Annotated in this window: 17 protein-coding genes and 1 tRNA gene; 8 read left to right on the plus strand and 10 right to left on the minus strand. The window is 68.4% G+C overall.

Annotation, left to right across the window (positions count from 1 at the left end; translation table 11 throughout):
- Positions 1 to 91: 91 nt before the first annotated feature.
- From ACYVGI_RS04655 to ACYVGI_RS04665, 3 genes are read right to left on the minus strand one after another with little or no spacing between them, the layout of a single operon-like run.
- Positions 92 to 976: an alpha/beta fold hydrolase gene (locus ACYVGI_RS04655; RefSeq protein WP_460631505.1), complete on the minus strand. Its 885-nt coding sequence runs from the start codon at positions 974 to 976 to the stop codon at positions 92 to 94.
- A 30-nt stretch (positions 977 to 1,006) separates the two neighbouring features.
- Positions 1,007 to 1,510, minus strand: coding sequence for a hypothetical protein (locus ACYVGI_RS04660; protein ID WP_460631506.1), 504 nt, complete (start codon positions 1,508 to 1,510; stop codon positions 1,007 to 1,009).
- A complete protein-coding gene (locus ACYVGI_RS04665) occupies positions 1,507 to 2,928 on the minus strand; it encodes an MFS transporter (protein ID WP_460631507.1) in 1,422 nt (473 codons plus the stop codon). Before ACYVGI_RS04665 ends, ACYVGI_RS04660 begins: the two co-directional genes overlap by 4 nt.
- Positions 2,929 to 3,064: 136 nt before the next feature.
- Here ACYVGI_RS04665 and ACYVGI_RS04670 point away from each other — a divergent pair, with 136 nt between their 5' ends.
- Positions 3,065 to 4,936: a glycoside hydrolase family 15 protein gene (locus tag ACYVGI_RS04670; RefSeq protein ID WP_460631508.1), complete on the plus strand. Its 1,872-nt coding sequence runs from the start codon at positions 3,065 to 3,067 to the stop codon at positions 4,934 to 4,936.
- Here ACYVGI_RS04670 and ACYVGI_RS04675 read toward each other — a convergent pair.
- Both ACYVGI_RS04675 and ACYVGI_RS04680 read right to left on the minus strand, forming a co-directional pair.
- A complete protein-coding gene (locus ACYVGI_RS04675; RefSeq protein WP_460631509.1) occupies positions 4,884 to 6,113 on the minus strand; it encodes a hypothetical protein in 1,230 nt (409 codons plus the stop codon). The genes ACYVGI_RS04670 and ACYVGI_RS04675 overlap by 53 nt on opposite strands.
- A 46-nt stretch (positions 6,114 to 6,159) precedes the next feature.
- Complete coding sequence (locus tag ACYVGI_RS04680; RefSeq protein ID WP_460631510.1) at positions 6,160 to 7,170, minus strand: adenosine deaminase; 1,011 nt, start codon at positions 7,168 to 7,170, stop codon at positions 6,160 to 6,162.
- 63 nt (positions 7,171 to 7,233) lie between these two features.
- Here ACYVGI_RS04680 and ACYVGI_RS04685 point away from each other — a divergent pair, with 63 nt between their 5' ends.
- Positions 7,234 to 7,689, plus strand: a complete 456-nt coding sequence (locus ACYVGI_RS04685) for a ribosomal maturation YjgA family protein (RefSeq protein ID WP_460631511.1) — start codon at positions 7,234 to 7,236, stop codon at positions 7,687 to 7,689.
- On the opposite strand, the gene ACYVGI_RS04690 is transcribed toward ACYVGI_RS04685, so the two are convergent.
- Genes ACYVGI_RS04690 through ACYVGI_RS04700 form a run of 3 tightly spaced genes read right to left on the minus strand, consistent with a single transcriptional unit; the run spans position 7,592 to position 10,688 of the window.
- On the minus strand, positions 7,592 to 8,572 hold the full coding sequence (locus tag ACYVGI_RS04690) for an NAD(P)H-quinone oxidoreductase (protein ID WP_460631512.1): 981 nt from the start codon (positions 8,570 to 8,572) through the stop codon (positions 7,592 to 7,594). The genes ACYVGI_RS04685 and ACYVGI_RS04690 overlap by 98 nt on opposite strands.
- A complete protein-coding gene (locus tag ACYVGI_RS04695) occupies positions 8,572 to 9,813 on the minus strand; it encodes an ABC transporter permease (RefSeq protein ID WP_460631513.1) in 1,242 nt (413 codons plus the stop codon). The genes ACYVGI_RS04690 and ACYVGI_RS04695 overlap by 1 nt, the downstream gene beginning before the upstream one ends.
- The gene (locus tag ACYVGI_RS04700; protein ID WP_460632401.1) at positions 9,813 to 10,688 is read right to left on the minus strand and encodes an ABC transporter ATP-binding protein; all 876 of its coding nucleotides are present in this window, start codon (positions 10,686 to 10,688) and stop codon (positions 9,813 to 9,815) included. Before ACYVGI_RS04700 ends, ACYVGI_RS04695 begins: the two co-directional genes overlap by 1 nt.
- 127 nt (positions 10,689 to 10,815) lie before the next feature.
- Between ACYVGI_RS04700 and ACYVGI_RS04705 the strand changes: the two genes are divergently transcribed.
- Both ACYVGI_RS04705 and ACYVGI_RS04710 read left to right on the plus strand, forming a co-directional pair.
- Positions 10,816 to 11,175: an ArsR/SmtB family transcription factor gene (locus ACYVGI_RS04705; RefSeq protein ID WP_460631514.1), complete on the plus strand. Its 360-nt coding sequence runs from the start codon at positions 10,816 to 10,818 to the stop codon at positions 11,173 to 11,175.
- Positions 11,172 to 11,648: an SRPBCC family protein gene (locus ACYVGI_RS04710; protein ID WP_460631515.1), complete on the plus strand. Its 477-nt coding sequence runs from the start codon at positions 11,172 to 11,174 to the stop codon at positions 11,646 to 11,648. The genes ACYVGI_RS04705 and ACYVGI_RS04710 overlap by 4 nt, the downstream gene beginning before the upstream one ends.
- Before the next feature lie 78 nt (positions 11,649 to 11,726).
- Here the strand turns inward: ACYVGI_RS04710 and ACYVGI_RS04715 are convergent, their stop codons facing one another.
- Positions 11,727 to 12,524, minus strand: a complete 798-nt coding sequence (locus ACYVGI_RS04715; RefSeq protein ID WP_460631516.1) for an inositol monophosphatase family protein — start codon at positions 12,522 to 12,524, stop codon at positions 11,727 to 11,729.
- 117 nt (positions 12,525 to 12,641) lie between these two features.
- On the opposite strand from ACYVGI_RS04715, the gene ACYVGI_RS04720 reads away from it, so the two are divergent.
- Positions 12,642 to 12,717: transfer RNA gene (locus tag ACYVGI_RS04720), tRNA-Lys, on the plus strand.
- Positions 12,718 to 12,823: 106 nt separating this feature from the next.
- Positions 12,824 to 13,156 (plus strand): hypothetical protein, encoded by a 333-nt coding sequence (locus ACYVGI_RS04725; protein WP_460631517.1) that lies wholly within the window; start codon positions 12,824 to 12,826, stop codon positions 13,154 to 13,156.
- A 52-nt stretch (positions 13,157 to 13,208) separates the two neighbouring features.
- Here the strand turns inward: ACYVGI_RS04725 and ACYVGI_RS04730 are convergent, their stop codons facing one another.
- Complete coding sequence (locus ACYVGI_RS04730) at positions 13,209 to 14,306, minus strand: AI-2E family transporter (protein WP_460631518.1); 1,098 nt, start codon at positions 14,304 to 14,306, stop codon at positions 13,209 to 13,211.
- A gap of 233 nt (positions 14,307 to 14,539) precedes the next feature.
- Here ACYVGI_RS04730 and ACYVGI_RS04735 point away from each other — a divergent pair, with 233 nt between their 5' ends.
- Both ACYVGI_RS04735 and ACYVGI_RS04740 read left to right on the plus strand, forming a co-directional pair.
- Positions 14,540 to 15,733: an ROK family protein gene (locus ACYVGI_RS04735; protein WP_460631519.1), complete on the plus strand. Its 1,194-nt coding sequence runs from the start codon at positions 14,540 to 14,542 to the stop codon at positions 15,731 to 15,733.
- Entirely contained in the window at positions 15,730 to 16,920 is a 1,191-nt protein-coding gene (locus ACYVGI_RS04740; RefSeq protein WP_460631520.1) for a Gfo/Idh/MocA family protein, read from the plus strand. The genes ACYVGI_RS04735 and ACYVGI_RS04740 overlap by 4 nt, the downstream gene beginning before the upstream one ends.
- Positions 16,921 to 16,986: the final 66 nt, after the last annotated feature.

Consider the following 16,986-nt stretch of genomic DNA (forward strand, 5'->3'; position numbering starts at 1 on the left):
GCGACGGCACGTTTCGCACGAGCCGAGCGGGGTCGTGTCCCGCGGGCGAGGTCGGCGACGGCACGTTTAGCACGAGCCGAGCGGGCGTCGGTCACGTGGGATCGCGTGTCCACGCCAGCGCGAGCGGCAGGGCCGCCAGCGCGGAGACATGGCCGTCGCGCGGCCGCAGCAGCAGGTCGGCGTGCGGGATGCGGTCCAGCAGCGCGTGCGCGTGCGCCACGGGCACGACGCGGTCGGCTCCGCCGTGAACCAGAAGCGTCGGCGCCGTCACGTCGGCCAGGTCGACGCCCCAGGGCGTCACGTATGCGACGTCGTCGTCCGACTCGCCCGCCGGTCCGGCCGCCGCACCCGCCTGCGCGTCAGCACCGAGCGGGCCCCAGGTGCCGGAGAGCGCCGCCCAGTCGCGGTCGGTGAAGGAGGTCTCGTCGAACTCGGCGTGCTCGGCGTAGTGGAGGCGCGCATCCCTGCCCATGATGGCGGTGAGCAGCGCCTCGGGCGATGCCATGCCGGCGAACCAGTCGTCAGTGTCCCAGCGGGGGGCGAGCGACGCGATGGTGGCGACGGCGGTGACCCTGTCCGGCGCGATGGCGGCGCAGGCGAGCGCGTGCGGTCCGCCGCCGGATGCTCCCGCGGTCGCGAACGCGTCGATGCCGAGCGCATCCAGCACCAGGAGGGCGTCGGCGGCGGAGGCGGCGATGGTGCGGCCTGGATGCTCGGCGGAGCCGGGGTAGCCTGCGCGTGCGACCGAGACGACGCGCAGCCCTGCCGCCTCCGCCGCCACGGCGATCGGGGGGATGATCGCGCCGGTCTGCGGCGTGCCGTGATGCCAGAGCACCGTGCCGCCCGTCCGGGATGCGCCGGTGTCGAAGTAGCGGACGGTGCGGCCGTCCGGCGTCGTGAGTTCGGCGGCTTCGGTGGGACGCTGCTCGCCCGCGTCGGCCTCGTCGTCCGCGGTGCCCTGCTCCTGCGTGGTCATAGCCGGATCGTACGCCTGGTCTGCCCATGGTCAGTGGATGATCGCCTTGAGGATGATCATGGCGATGCCGAACAGGGCGGTGCTGATGGCGCCGAGGATCCTGATCGGCCAGGAGTCACCGCGCATGGCGAAGACGATGAAGCCGAGGACGGCGAGGATCGCCACCCCCAGCCAGAGCGCGACCCACAGGGCGACCGTGTCGTCGACGACGCGAAGAGCCCCGAGCAGGAGCACGATGGACGGCGGCACCGCCGAGGTGAGGAAGCCGACCGAGCGGCGCAGCGACCGCCGGAACGACACGGCGAGGCCGGCGGGCTCGCCCGTGTCCACGCCGTGCCCGGCGATCGTTCCCGCGTAGACGTGCGCCGCCCAGAACACCACCACGGTCGTGAGCACGGTCACGAAGACCGACATCGAGCTCGCGCCGTGGCTGCCGGTGGCCACGATCATCCCGTTGACGAGCACGGTGCCGTAGACCGACTCCTCCGTGATGAAGTCGACCCTGGCGCGACGGAGGGCGTCGGTCGTCGTCATGCGGCCCCCGCTGCGCGCGACGCACGGGGATGCGCGCCGCTCGCCTCCCTCGGCAGGAACAGGGCGGCGACCAGGCCGCAGAGCCCGAGCACCGCGAGCACCGTCATGGCCGATCCGTATGCCGCGGAGCCCGCGGCGACGTTGGCGATCAGGATGGTGCCCGCCACGGCCGTTCCGAGCGTCGAGCCCAGATTCGAGACGCTGCGGGAGAGTCCGGAGATCTCGCCCTGCGCACTCTCGGGGAACGCGGACTGGACGACGTTGACCGACGGCGTGAGCATCAGGCCGAGGCCGGCGCCGATGAGGAAGAGCCCAGGGACGAACGACCAGTCCGTGCTGCTGCCAGCGACGAGCCAGATCAGGAGCACGATCCCCGGCACGCACAGCACGAAGCCGGTCAGGATGAGGGTGCGCTGCGAGAACCGGGTGGCCAGCCGCCCGGCGATCAGCGACGTCAGCAGCAGCCCGACCGTCGCCGCCGTGAAGATGACCCCGGTCGCGATGGCGCTGTGCCCGCGCACCACCTGCAGGTAGGCGGAGACGGTGAACGACGTGCCCATCAGCACGATCCACTGCACGTTCTGCGTGACGAGCGCGATGTTCGAGAGCCGGTTGCGGAAGAGCGAGGTGGAGAGCAGCGCTTCCTTGCCTGCGTGCTCGCGGCGCCGCACCCACCAGAAGAACAGCACCAGGATCACGACCCCCGCCACGAGGAGCGCGATCATGAGCGGAACACTGTTGTCGGCGGCGAGGATCCCGAGCACGATGGCGAACAGGCCGAGTGCGGAGAGCACCGCCCCGACGACGTCGAACGGGCGTCGGGGATCGGCGGGGACCGGATCGCTGAGTCGTCTGCTCAGCAGCAGGATGAGGACGATGATCAGCGCCTGGAACAGGAACGCGGCGCGCCAGCTTATCGCGGTGGTGATCAGTCCGCCGATCAGCGGCCCTGCCGCCGCACCCAGCCCGCCGAGCCCGCTGATCACGCCGAACGCCCAGGCACGCGTCGGAATGTCGGGCAGGTACAGCGTGGTGAGGATGTAGACAGGAGGGATGAGGAGCGCGGTGCCAACGCCCTCCAGCAGGCTGTTGCCGAGGATGAGCGCCCAGAGACCAGGAGCCACCGCGCTCACCAGCGCACCGACGCCGTAGACGATGAGCCCGAGGGTGAAGCAGCGTTTGCGGCCGATCTTGTCGGTGAGCTTGCCCGCCGGGATCATCAGCGCCGCCATCGTCAGCAGGAACAGGGTGATGCTCACCTGAACCCCCTGCACTGTCGTGTGGAGGTCGCGTGAGATGTCGTTGATCATCACGTTCATGTTCGACCCGGCGAAGCTGCAGATGAACTGCGCGAGCGCGAGCGGTGCGATGAGTCTGCGGACCCCGGCGTGGGATGTCGCGGTGAAGGATGCGGTCATGACGACCTCCTGCCGGAAAGGTGGGCTTTCCGCTGGCACCGGATCTTAGTCCCAGACGGGCGCGAGGATAACCCTCACTCTGGCTGTGGGTGTACCTGCGGGTCTATAGTGGCGCCATCGTCCGAGGAGGGCTCCCATGATGGAGACACCGAGACAAGAATTCCCCGATATCGCAGACCACGGGCTGATCGGCGATCTGCAATCCGTCGCACTCGTCTGCACCGACGGGACGATCGACTGGTTCTGCGCTCCGCGATTCGACTCGCCCGCGGTCTTCGCGTCGCTGCTGGACAGGGAGAAGGGCGGCTTCTTCCGCATCCACGCCCTGGGTGAGGACGTGCGGGTCAAACAGATGTACTTCCCGCAGACGGCGGTGCTGATCACCCGGTTCATGAGCGCGTCCGGGGTGGGCGAGGTCATCGACTTCATGCCGGTGGCCGACGATCCGACCGTCGCGACGGAGGAGCGCCGCATCCTGCGCGGTGTGCGGCTGGTGCGCGGTGAGCTGACGTTCCGGCTGGAGTGCCGCCCGAGGTTCGACTTCGGACGCCGCCGGCACACCGCATCCCGCTCCGACGGATGGGTGCGCTTCGACGACGGGCTTTCCGGCGCTGCGCTGTCCGGCGTGCACGACGACGAACAGGTGACAGAGCTCGACGACGGGGATGCGGTGCTCGACGTCACGATGTCGGCGGGCGACCTGCGGCTGTTCGCGTTCCATACGGCGCCGCACGCGGACGCCGACGGCCTCTCCGTCGACCGCGGGCAGGAGTTGTTCCGGCACACCGTCACGTTCTGGCGCGACTGGCTGAGCATCGGCACATACACCGGCAGGTGGCGCGAGGCGGTCGAGCGGTCGGCGATGGTGCTCAAGCTGCTCCAGTACGCCCCGAGCGGCGGACTCGTCGCCGCACCGACGGCCGCACTGCCGGAGCAGCTCGGCGGCGTGCGCAACTGGGACTATCGGTACACCTGGATCAGGGACGGCTCGTTCTCGGTGCACTCCCTCCTGGCCCTCGGCTACACGGAGGAGGCGATCTCGTTCGCCCTCTGGGTCGCCGACCGGGTGGCGGAGCAGGCAGGCGAGTCCTCCGGTCCGCTCAAGATCATGTACCGGATCGACGGGTCGAGCGACCTGGAGGAGCTGGAGCTCGACGGCTTCGAGGGCTACGCAGGGTCGCGGCCGGTCAACGTGGGCAACGGCGCGGCCGATCAGCTCCAGCTCGACATCTACGGCGAAGCGCTGGACGCCCTGTTCGTGACAGAGCAGTATCGCAGGATCGGGCATCCGGGCTGGAGCAAGCTGCGCGCCGTGCTGGACTGGCTGGTCGACAACTGGGACCAGCCGGACGAGGGCGTCTGGGAGACCAGGGGAGGCCGCAAGGACTTCACCTACGGACGGATCATGTGCTGGGTCGCCTTCGACCGCGCGATCGCCATCGCCCGCGAGCGCGGCCTTCCCGCGCCGCTCGACGTCTGGATCCTGGCCCGCGACGCCATCTACGAGCAGGTCTTCACGCGCTGCTGGAACCCGGACCGTCAGGCGTTCGTGCAGTACCCGGGCACCGACGTGGTGGATGCGATCACCCTGCTGATGCCGCTGGTCGGCATGATCTCCCCGCACGACCCGATGTGGCTCTCGACACTGGACGCGATCGGCGAGGAACTGGTCACCGACAGTCTCGTCTACCGCTACAACCCCGCGGCGTCGCCGGACGGCCTGCCAGGCGAGGAGGGCACATTCTCGCTCTGCTCGTTCTTCTACGTGATCGCCCTGGCCGACGCCGACCGGATCGAGGAGGCGCAGTACGCGTTCGAGAAGATGCTCACGTACGGCAACCACGTCGGGCTGTTCGCCGAGGAAATCGACCCCGCCGGTCGTCAGCTCGGCAACTTCCCGCAGGCGTTCACGCATCTGGCGCTGATCCGCGCTGCCATCGTGCTGGACGCGGCCCTTACGCGGCAGGAGTCGAAGGCGCAGCCGGCTTCTCAGGCGCGGCGCTGGTAGACGGCGCGGGCGTCGCGGCGCCACTGACCCGCAGGTACACGATCAGCCAACTGAAGACGACGACCCCGGCGACCAGCTCGGTCGCGGTGAGCACGTAGTAGCCGACCACGTAGAACAGCAGCATCACGACGATCGTGGCGAAGAACACGTAGCCCAGGATGAAAAACGACCCTGGCGCCTGGGGGAGCGCTGCGCGCACCCAGAACACGACGAGCGAGAACGTCAGCACCATCCCGACCGCCGACACGTTGTGCAGCACCGCCGAGACGTTCAGCGGGAAGACGCCCACCCCGGCGAGCAGCACCCCGATCAGGATGAGCGCCACCCGCACCCGGAGGAGCGCCGACCGCCTGCGGCGCGCGTCGTCCTGCCCGGCCGCACCGCTGCCCGTGTCCGGCACGAGGCTGCGCACGTCCGTCGCGTAGCGGGCGAGCGCGGTGACGATCACCCCGGCGACGATCAGCGTCAGGTTGAACGACAGCGACGACACGCTGCTGGACATGCCGAGGGCGCTGAGGTGGAGCATCCACCAGTGCGGGTCCGGTGCGCTGAGCATCGAGGTGAGGATGCCGACGATGACGAACGCGGCGAGCACCGTCGACAGGCGCATGAGGTCCATCTGCACGGACGACAGGAACACCACGTATGCCGTGACGGCGCAGGCGACTGCGGCGAGGGCGGACGCGGAGAGGAAGTACACCGTCGCGTCCTGGAACCCGTTCGCCAGCACCGCGCCGAGCGCCAGCCAGCCGAGCAGGGCGACGACGCCGTGCGCGACGGCGATGGCGACGGTGTCGAACACGTCGACGGGGGAGACGCGCCGCGCGTGGTTCCCGGTCGACGTCGCGGTCGCTGTTCCCACCGCCGTCCGGAACGGCCGGAAGCCGTCCCGCGGCCACAGCCGCCCTGCGACATACACCAGCACGGCGATGATCCCGGCCGCGATGGCCACGAACTGGCCGAGCGAGCCGGGACCCGCGATAGGTAGGCTGCCGCCCCAGAACACCGGAAGCGCGACGACGACCACGAGCACGAACGTGCCGCCGCCCGCGACGATGGCCGCGCCCTCGGCGCTGAGCAGCGGAGAACCGGGCACGGGGGCGGCGGGCACGGGGGCGGCGGGCACAGGGGCGGCGGGCACAGGTCCGCGCCCTGCGGTCGGCCTGGTTCGCGCCATGTCATCACCCCCGGGGATGCAACGCGCTCACTGTATCGCTCCGGCGTCAGCCGCGCCAGGCATCCACCTCGGAGAGCAGCTCCTTCTTGCGGTCGTCGGAGGCGAACGATGCCTCGATGGAGGTGCGCGCGAAGCGTTCGGCCTGCTCCGCGGTCACGCCGAGCGCATCCCGGACCGCGGTGAAGTTGTCGCCGATGTAGCCGCCGAAGTATGCCGGGTCGTCCGAGTTGATCGTCACGCGCACGCCGGCCGCGTCGAGCAGGAGCAGTGGATGCTCGGCGAGCGTGTCGATCGTGCGGAGCCGCAGGTTGGACAGCGGGCACATCGTGAGGGCGATGCGCTCCTCGGCGAGGCGGGCGACCAGCTCCTGGTCGTCGACGGCGCGGATGCCGTGGTCGATGCGCTCGGCGCCGAGCAGGTCGAGCGCTTCGCGGATGTACGACGCGGGGCCCTCCTCGCCCGCGTGCGCGACGACGTGCAGGCCCTCGTCCCGTGCCTTGGCGAAGACGTCCTGGAACAGCGACGGCGGGTAGCCGACCTCCGCGGAGTCCAGGCCGACGCCGAGCAGGAGCTCGCGACGGCTGAGCCCGGCGTTGAGGATGGTGTCCGCCGCCTCCACCGGCTCGTCGCGCAGGAAGCTGAGGATGATGCCGCCCGTGATGCCGAGGTCGCGCTCCGCCTGCTCCAGCGCGGTGGAGATGCCGTCGATGACCGTCTCGATGCGGATGCCGCGGGCGGTGTGCGCCTGCGGGTCGAAGAACAGCTCGACGTGGCGGAGCCCCTGGCTCGCCGCCGTGGTCAGGTAGCGGCGGGTGAGCTCCGCGTAGTCGCTCTCGGTGCGGAGCACATCCATCGTCGCGTAGTAGAGGGTGAGGAACGACTGCAGATCGGCGAAGTCGTACTGCGCCGCAAGCTCCTCCACCGAGGAGTACGGGAGCGAGACGCCGTTCTTGCCCGCCAGTTCGAAGACGAGGTCGGGTTCGAGCGTTCCCTCGATGTGGAGGTGCAGCTCTGCCTTCGGCAGGGAGAACAGGGCGGAGTCGGAAGGTGCGGTCATCCTCCGATTTTCTCATCCGCGAGACGGACGCGGCGACCGGATGCGCGCGCCTATTCTCGGAGGGTGAGCAGACCCGGCCGCCGTGCCCGCCTCGGAATCGCCGCAGCGTGCATCCTGCTGGCCGGGCTGGCGGTGCACGCGTTCGCGGACGGGCCCGTCGGCGGCTTCGCGGGGGATGCGCTGTACGCGGCGCTGATCGTGGTGCTGGTCGCGTGGCTGGTGCCGCGTGCGCCGCGCTGGGTGGCTCCTGTGGTCGCACTCGCGTTCTGCTGGGCGATCGAGGTGCTGCAGCTCACGCCGGTTCCGCGGGCGATCGAGACGCGCATCCCCGGCGCATACTTCGTGCTCGGGTCGACGTTCCAGTGGATCGATCTGGCGGCGTACGCGGTGGGCGTCGCGGTCGTCGTCGTCGTTTCCGCGGTCAACCGACCTGCAGCAGGATCTTCCCCAGATGGGCGGACGACTCCATCCGGCGGTGCGCCTGCGGTGCGTCCTCGAGAGGGAACACCGCGTCGATGACGGGGCGCACCCGTCCAGCGGCCAGGTGCGGCCAGACGTGCTCGCGCACCCCGGCCACGATGGCGACCCGTTCGGCCAGGGGGCGCGCCCGCAGCGTCGTGCCCCAGATCCTGGCGCGCTTGTGCATGAGCAGGCCGGTGTCGATGGAGGCGGGCGTGCGGTCGCGGGTGGCGATCGACATGATGCGGCCGCCCGTCGCGAGCGCGTCCAGGTCGCGGGCGATGTACGCACCGCCGACGATGTCGAGCACCACGTCGACGCCTCGGCCTCCTGTGACGTCGCGCACCACCTCGACGAAGTCGCTCTCCCGGTAGTCGATGGCCGCCTCAGCGCCCAGCGAGCGGCAGAACTCCACCTTCACGGGACTGCCGGCCGTCGCGATCACGTGCGCGCCGGACACCCGGCCGAGCTGGATCGCCATCGAACCGATGCCGCTCGACCCTCCGTGCACGAGCAGTGTCTCGCCCTCGGCGAGCTCACCGAGCTGGAACACGTTCGACCACACCGTCGCCGCGACCTCCGGCAGGCCGGCGGCCTCCACGAGGTCGACGCCGGGCGGGACGGGGAGCACGAGGCCCGCATCCACCGTGACGTACTCTGCGTAGCCTCCGCCTGGCAGGAGCGCGCAGACCGGGTCACCGACCGACCAGGCGGTCACCGAAGCGCCGACCTGATCGATCACGCCGGAGACCTCCAGGCCAGGCCACTCCGGCGCACCGGGAGGCGGAGGGTAGTAGCCGCGCCGCTGCGACAGGTCGGCGCCGTTCAGGCCTGCCGCCGTCACCCGGATGCGCACCTCACTGTCAGCGGCGTCCGGCTCGGGAACCTCGGCGACGGTCAGTACGTCCGCGTCCCCGGGAGCGGAGACGACGACAGCGCGCATCAGGAACGCGCTCCCGCCGAGTTCGATCGCCTGGTCAGCACATCCCGGATCTTGACCTTGTTGGTGTACTCGATCGAGCCGTACCGGAACAGGCGCACCGCGATGCGCAGCACGACGGCCGACAGCACGAACAGCTCGACGATGATCACGATGGCCTGCCACAGCGGCAGCGTGCCGAACGCGTTCAAGATCAGTGCGGTGATCGGGGCCGTATACGGGAAGAACGCGAGCACCTGCACGATCGGCGACTGCGGAGAGCTGATGGCGAAACCGGACGCGTAGAGCGGGATCACGATGGAGAAGATGACGATCGAGAACAGCGGAGCCGCATCCTTCGCCGTCGGCATCACGGCGCCCACCGCCACGAGCGTTCCGGTGAACAGGGCGAAACCGCCGATCAGGATGAGCGCTCCGACGATCATCTTCTCCGGCTCGAACACCAGCCCGGACAAGTCGAGGCTCGGGATCGAGAGCTGCTCCCGGAAGAACAGGTACCCGAACACCACAGGCAGTGCGAACACCGCCATCTGGATGATGCCGATCATGAACAGGGAGATGACCTTGCCGATGAGCAGACTCGTCGGGTTGATCGTGGTCAGGATCATCTCGGTGACCCTGTTCTCCTTCTCCTCCAGCGTGGAGTTCAGCATCTGGTTGCCGAGGAACACGATCACGATGAAGAACGCGACCAGGAAGATCAGGGCGGGGATGATCGCCTCGAAGCCGGGGGCGACCGCGCCGTCCTTGAACGTGGTAGTCGAGGTCTGGATCTCGCCGCGCAGCACGGCGACGTCGGTGGGGGAGCCGATGCGCTTCTCGACGCTCGCCGAGAGCACGGACTCCGCCGCCGAGGAGTACTTGGCGTTCTGCAGCAGCCCGGCGTCGGCGCCGTAGACTTTCACCGTCTCCTTCGCCGGGTCGGCTGGGTAGTCGAAGAACGCCTCGGACGAGCCCGACTTGACGGCGTCGACCCCGGATGCGCTGCTGTCGGCGGGCGAGCCGCCGAGCTGCCGGGCGACGGCGGGATCGACCAGCCCGGACGCATCCACGTATTGGAACTCGAAGCGTGCGTTCTTCTGTGCGTCGGCGGTCTGCGCGGTGGAGACGTTGGAGGCGACGATCAGGCTGATCAGCGCGATGGCGAAGATCGGCACGACGAGCGTGATCGCCCAGAACCGGCGCTTCGACACCGTGCGCAGGAACTCGAACGAGACGACCGTCCCGAGGTTGTGCTGGGCCATCAGTCGGTCTCCCTGCTGTCTGCTCCGTACACTTCGACGAAGATGTCGTCGAGCGATTTCCTGGTCGGTGCGAACCGGGTGACGTCGAGGCCCGCATCCACCAGGGAACGGAGGATGGCGGCCGTGTCCGCATCGTTGGCGACGTCGAGCTCTGCGTGACCGCCCGCATCCCGTGCGATGTCATAGGCGCCGGAGGCGGGGATCGTGCCGTCGTGGTCGACGTGGATCACCGTGCCGCCGAACTGCTCCTGCACTTCGGCGACCGTTCCGTATGCGCGCGAGACGCCGTCTTTGAGGAGGATCACGCGGTCGCAGAGGCGCTCGACCTCCTCCATCTGGTGGGTGACCATCATCACCGTCGATCCTGCGCGCTTCTGATCGTCGATGATGTCCATGAGCAGGCGGCGGTTGACGGGGTCGAAGCCCTTGGTCGGCTCGTCCAGGATGAGCAGCTCGGGGTCGTTCATGATCGTGACGCCGAGCTGCACCTTCTGCTGCTGGCCGCCGGAGAGCTTGTCCAGGCGCACCTTCTCCTTGTCGCCGATGCCGACGCGTTCGAGATAGCTGCGCGACCAGGTGCGCGCCTGCTCCTTGCCGAGCCCCTTGAGCTTGCCGAAGTAGACCATCACGTCGATGACGGACTCCTTCTTGTAGAGCCCGCGCTCCTCCGGCAGGTAGCCGAGCCTGTCGCCGGCCTCCGGGCTGAACGGCCTGCCGTCGATGTGCAGGACGCCTCCGGTCGGCTGGTAGATGCCGAGGAGCGCGCGGATCGTTGTGGTCTTGCCCGAGCCGTTGCTGCCGAGGAAGCCGAACGTCTCGCCGCGGGCGATGTCGAAGGAGAGGTCGCGGATGACGGTCGTTCGACCGAAGTCCATCCGGAAGTGATCGATGTGCACGAGTGGTTCGCTGGGACTGCTCACCCGTCCCACACTAGGGGTTGACGGGTGCGGAGACCGGGATTATTGTATTCAACGTAGTAGTTGATAAAGGAAATGGTTGGGTATGGACACGGACAGCGACGCCAGGCTCGACAGGGCGTTTCAGGCGCTGGCCGATCCGGTGCGGCGGGCGATCGTCGCCAGGCTCAGCACGGGGCCCGCCACGGTCAACGAACTGGCGGAGCCGTTCGCGATCACCACGCAGGCGATCTCCCGCCACATCCACGTGCTCGAAGAAGCTGGCCTCGTCACCAGGACCAGGGATGCGCAGCGTCGCCCCGTCCACCTCGAACCGTCCGCCCTCGAAGAGCTCACCTCGTGGATCGACCGCTACCGGCTCATCCACGAGCAGCAGTACCGCAGCCTCGACACTGTGCTCGCCGACCTCGGCGACACGGTCGCACACAAGGAGAAGAAGAAATGAGCAACCCCGTCACCATCACCGCACCGGACGGCCTGCCGTTCGTCGACATCGAGCGCGAGTTCGACTTCCCGATCGAGAAGGTCTTCCTCGCCCACAAAGACCCCGCGCTGCTCGCGCAGTGGAGCGGTCCGCGCGGCTACGAGATGGACATCAAGGAGTACGACTTCAGCACGGGAGGCCGCTACCGCTTCGTGCACCGCGACCCGCAGGGCGCCGAGTACGCGTTCCGTGGCGTGTTCCACGTCGTTCGCGAGAACGAGTTCGCCATCCAGACGTTCGAGTTCGAGGGCTACCCGGATGTGGTGAGCATCGAGTCGATCACGTTCGAGCCGCTCGATGGCGGACGGACCAGGGTGAGGGCGCACGCCGTGTACCCGACGATGGAGGCGCGCGACGGCATCGTCGCCTCCGGCCAGGCCAAGGGCGTCACCGAAGGCTACGAGCGCCTCGAAGAGGCCCTCGCCGCCCTCTGACCCGCGCAGCAATCGAGCCCAGGGTTTTTCACCGCAAACTCGCGTCTTGCGGTGAAGAACCCTGGGCTCGATTGCTGCTCAGGCGAGCGCGTCGAGGAGAGCGGGGTGCAGCAGGCCGTTGCTGGCGAGGGAGGAGCCGTTGCCGGGCCCTGCGTCGCCGGAGACCGAGGTGAACGTGCCTCCCGCCTCCTGCACGATCGGGATGAGCGCGGCCAGGTCGTACGTCTTCACGTCGAACTCGCCCACCGCATCCAGCACCCCCTCCGCCAGCAGCATGTACGACCACATGTCGCCGTACGCGCGGTCCCTCCACACCTGCCTGGTGAGCGCAATGAGCTTGTCGAGGTAGCCCGCGCCATCCCACTGGGCGATGCTCTGGAAGCTGATGGATGCGTGCTCCAGGTCGGCGACGGCGGAGACCCGCAGGCGCCGGGGCGCCGCGCCGGACTCGGAGAGCCACGCTCCCGCATCCCGTGCCGCCCACCAGCGTCGGTCGAGCGCCGGCGAGCTGACCACGCCGACCACCGGCACGCCGTCGACGGCGAGGGCGATGAGCGTGCCCCACACCGGGACGCCGCGCAGATAGTTGGCGGTGCCGTCGATGGGGTCGACGATCCACTGGCGGGATGCGTCGCCCTCCGTGCCGTACTCCTCGCCCAGGATGCCGTCGCCCGGCCTCTCGGCGGCGATCGTCTCCCGGATGGCCCGCTCGACGGCCAGGTCCGCCTCGGTGACGTGGGTGCGATCCGGCTTCGTGTCGATGTGCAGATCCAGGGCGCGGAACTTCTCCCGAGAGATCGAATCGGCGATGTCGGCGAGGCGCAGCGCGAGCGCGAGGTCGTCGGCGAACGGTGAGGATGCGGTGTCGAAAGTCACCAGACGAGCCTACCGACGCATGGTGAACGGACGGTGCCGAAGTCGAAGGATGCTCGATTGGCAATGAAGGCGAGGTGGATGCTAGTGTTGAGCCTCGTTCGGGTCGCCGAACAAAACGCACCTCTAGCTCAATCGGCAGAGCAACTGACTCTTAATCAGTGGGTTCTCGGTTCAAGTCCGAGGGGGTGCACCACAGGAAAAGCCCGGTCGGATCAATAATCTGACCGGGCATTTTCGTTGCGGGGCCTGCCGAGGGATTACCTCTGTGCGAAGCCGTCATGCGGCGTTAGAATGCGTTCATGCCATTCGAGGTGTTCGAGAATGCGGCAAGCGCGGGGCGGGGAGTTCCGACCGTGCGCTTCCTTCCGAACGGCCGCGTGCACTTCAATGCGGCCGCGACGAGGCTCCTGGCGGGTGCCACGCACCTGCGGCTGCTGTTCGACGACGAGGCGAACAGGATCGGGTTCGAGGCGACCAGCGCAGACGATCCGAACGCGTTCAAGCTGACCAAGCAGGACAGCCAGTCCGTGCTCACCGCCTCGGCGTTCGTGCAGCGCTACGACATCCCGCTCGAGAAGCGGATGCCGCTGGAGCAGGAAGGCGACCTGTTCGTCGCCGACCTCCCCGCCTGAGCCGTCGGCCCGAGTCGCCCGCCTGAGTCACCCGCCACGCTGCACGAGCGCGTCAGCGCAGCTCTTTCCTCGGCATCACGATCTCCTTGATGATCAGGATGATGCCCGCAGAGATCGGGATGGCGACCAGCGCACCGGGGAGTCCGAACAGCGTCGACCCCGCCAGCGCCGAGATCAGCACCACCGACCCTGGCACCTGCACGGCCTTGCCCATCACCTTGGGGGTGAGGATGTATGCCTCGACCTGCATGTAGATCAGCATGAAGATCAGCACGAACAGGCCGGACACGGGGGAGTGGATGAACGCGAGCACCGTCATCGCGGCGGTCGTCAGCACCGTTCCGATCAACGGGATGAGGGTGATGAAGAACGCGAGGATTCCGATGAGGAACGCGCCGGGCACATCGGTCAGCAGCAGCAGGATCACGCTGTAGACGGCGTTGAAGAACGCCAGCACCACCATGCCGCTCAGGTATTTGCCGAAGTTGCGCAGGATGCGTTCGGCGTAGCTGATGAACGTCGCCCTGCGCGACGCGGACACCAGCTTGTAACCAGCCTCCTTCGTGGCGTCGTACGTCGCGATGAAGTAGATCGTCAGGATCGCGATGAAGAACCCCGAGGTCAGCCCGTTCACGATCGAGAGACCGAAGCCGACAAGGCCGGTGCCGAGAGACGCCCACACCTCCGGCTTCTGGATCTCGGTCGCCACCCAGTTCACCAGGGCGCCGAGCACGCCGTTGCTCGACGCGTTGGCCGGGTCGAACCAGCCCTGGTCCTTGAGGTTCGCCACCTCTTTCGGGATGGTCGTCACGAGGAACTGGACCTGCTGGATCACCAGAGGCAGCACCACCCAGACGATGGTGATGATGACGGCGATGAGAAGCAGGATCACGGTCACGATCGCCCACGGCCTCGACATGTGCCTGCGCTGGAACCAGCGTATGAGCGGGTCGAGGCCCACGGTCGCGAACATCGCGAGGAACACCATGAAGATGATCGAGCGCAGCCCGTACAGGGCGAATCCGGTGACGATCGCACCCACCGCCCCCAGGGTGACGATGTAGCCGAGCGCCAGCGGGCTTCGCTGCAGCATCGACGGCTGCGGCTGGTCTTCCGTGGCGGCCGGCGGGGCTGGCTTGGTGAGGCGCACGACGCCCTCCTCGGCTCGGTGTATGGCTGGTGCCGAGCGTATTGCCCGCAGACCGTCCGCGACAAGTCACCGCGCGGGGGGCCGCACCATCCCGCGCGGGATGCTCGTTACGAATATGTAAACCCGTTTACTTCTATTCGATTTGGTCTTGACGCCCGCATCCTGACCATGCTTCACTTGCGGCAGCAATTAAGCAACGAGGTTTCATTGTAAGCGAGCGGGAGTTTCGACGAATGGTATTCGGTGGACGCGGCCACGAGCCCGACGCTTCGCGTCAGAGGGCGACGAACGCCGCCCGGTGCGCGCTCGCCGTCAGAGAGGGCGGCAGGGGGACCGTCGCCCAGATCGCATCCCGCACAGGACTCTCCAGGCCCACCGTCGAGGTCGCACTCACCTCGATGCGTGAGCGCGGTCTCGTGCTCGAGGTCGAGGAGCACACGCTCGGCGGCCGCGGAGCAGGGCGCCCGGCGCGGCTCTACGACTTCGCCGCCGACCTCGGCTTCCTCGTCGGCGTCGACATCGGCATCCACCGGGTGCGCGTCGCTGTCGCCAACCTCGCCGGTGCGATGGTCGGCTGGGCGGAGCAGGAGGTCGACGAGTCGTTCCTCGGCGCGAGCAGGATGACCGTGGTGCGGAAAGTCGTCGCCGACTGCCTCGACGACAACGGCATCGACCGGTCGCGGCTGATCGCCATGGCGGTCGCCGTCTCCGGGCTCGTCGGGGAGGACGGCAGGCTCATCGTCTCCCGCAACTTCCCCGACTGGGAGGGGGTCGACATCGCCGGTCACCTTCGCTCGGAGTTCGGCTGCGAGGTCGTGGTGGAGAACGACATGCGGCTGGCCGCCCTCGCGGAGCACCGGATGGGCGCATCCCGGCTGGTCAACGACTCCGCGTACTTCTTCCTCGGCCACCGCATCTCGATGGGCCTCATCATCGACGGCAAGCTGCGCCGCGGTGCGCACTCCGCCGCAGGCGAGGTGGGCGAGATCGTCTTCTCGATGAAAGTCAGCGCCACCGGCCAGCTCAGTTGGAAGACCGCGCCCACCGGCGAAGAGGTGTTCCGGATGGCCGTGGACGGCGACGAGGAGGCGCGCGAGGAGATCGAGTCGTTCGTCGGCGGCCTCGCCACCGGCATCGCGACGCTGACGATGGCCATCGACCCGGACGTCGTCGTGGTCGGCGGCGGTCTCTCCCGTGCGGGGGAGGCGCTGCTGGAGCCGCTGCGCAGGGCGGTGATGCGCGAGATCCGTCTGCCCATCCACCCCACCATCATCCAGTCGGAGCTCGGCGCGGAGTCCGTCGTGCTCGGAGCGCTCGCGCTCGCCTTCGGCCAGTCGGCGGAGCGGGTGTACGGGACGGCGGATGTGCCGGACCCGGAAATCGACGTGGCGGGGGCGAAAGCCCTCGCAGAGAGGATCGCAGTATGAGTTCGCAGGACGCAGGGGCGCCGCTGAGGCTGGCCGTGATCGGTGTGGGGGCGCGGTCGTACATCGCGAGCCACGCCGTCGACTCCGGGGCCGGTGTCATCGTGGCAGTGGCCGACCCGAGCCCGGCCGCGAGGGCGCGTGCTGTCGAGGCGTTCGGCAGCCAGCTCACCGCATACCCCGGCCACCGCGAGCTGATCGAGGCCAGGGATGCGCAGGGCGGCAGCATCGTCGACGCCGCGTTCGTCACGTCGCCCGACCACACGCACGCGGAGATCGCGATCGACCTGCTGCGCGCGGGGATCGCCGTCTACCTGGAGAAGCCCCTCGCGATCAGCCTGGAAGACGCGGACGCCATCCTCGCCGCGGCGGCGGAGAGCGGGAGCAAACTGTACGTCGGCCACAACATGCGGCACATGGCCGTGGTGACCCTGATGCGCGACATCATCAAGCGCGGGGAGATCGGCGACGTCAAGGCGGTCTGGTGCAGGCACTTCGTGGGCAACGGCGGCGACTACTACTTCAAGGACTGGCACGCCGAGCGCGCCAAGTCGAACGGGCTGCTGCTGCAGAAGGGCGCCCACGACATCGACATCATCCACTGGCTCGCCGGAGGGTACTCCGAGCTCGTCACCGGCATGGGCGGCCTCAGCCTCTACGGCGACATCGACGCCCGCCGCGACAACTCCGACCGCTCGATGCCCGAGTGGTTCTCGCTGGACGCGTGGCCGCCGCTCAGCCAGACGGATCTGAACCCTGTGATCGACGTCGAGGACATCTCGATGGTGAACATGCGGCTCGACAACGGCGTGTACGCGTCGTACCAGCAGTGCCACTACACGCCCGACTACTGGCGGAACTACACGGTGATCGGCACGGAAGGCAGGCTGGAGAACTTCGGCGACACCGATGGGGCGGTGGTGCGGGTGTGGAACACGCGCACGCTGTACGACCCGGTCGGCGACGCCGAATACCGGGTGAACGGAGACGAGCGGGGGCACCGTGACGCCGACAGGCTGACGGTCGCCGAGTTCATCCGGTTCGTGACGGACGGCTCCCGAACGGAGACGTCGGCTGTCGCGGCACGCAACGCGGTGGCGACAGCCGTCGCAGCGACAGAGTCCATTCGCGACGGTTCACGGCCCATCGCCGTGCCCGCCGTGGATGAACACGTGGCCACGCTGGTGTGACCACGGGGAATCCCCGGGCCGACGAGGACTGATCGCCGACCCGGGAGGCACCACAACAACACTCAC

The sequence above is a fragment of the Leifsonia lichenia genome, assembly GCF_054780215.1.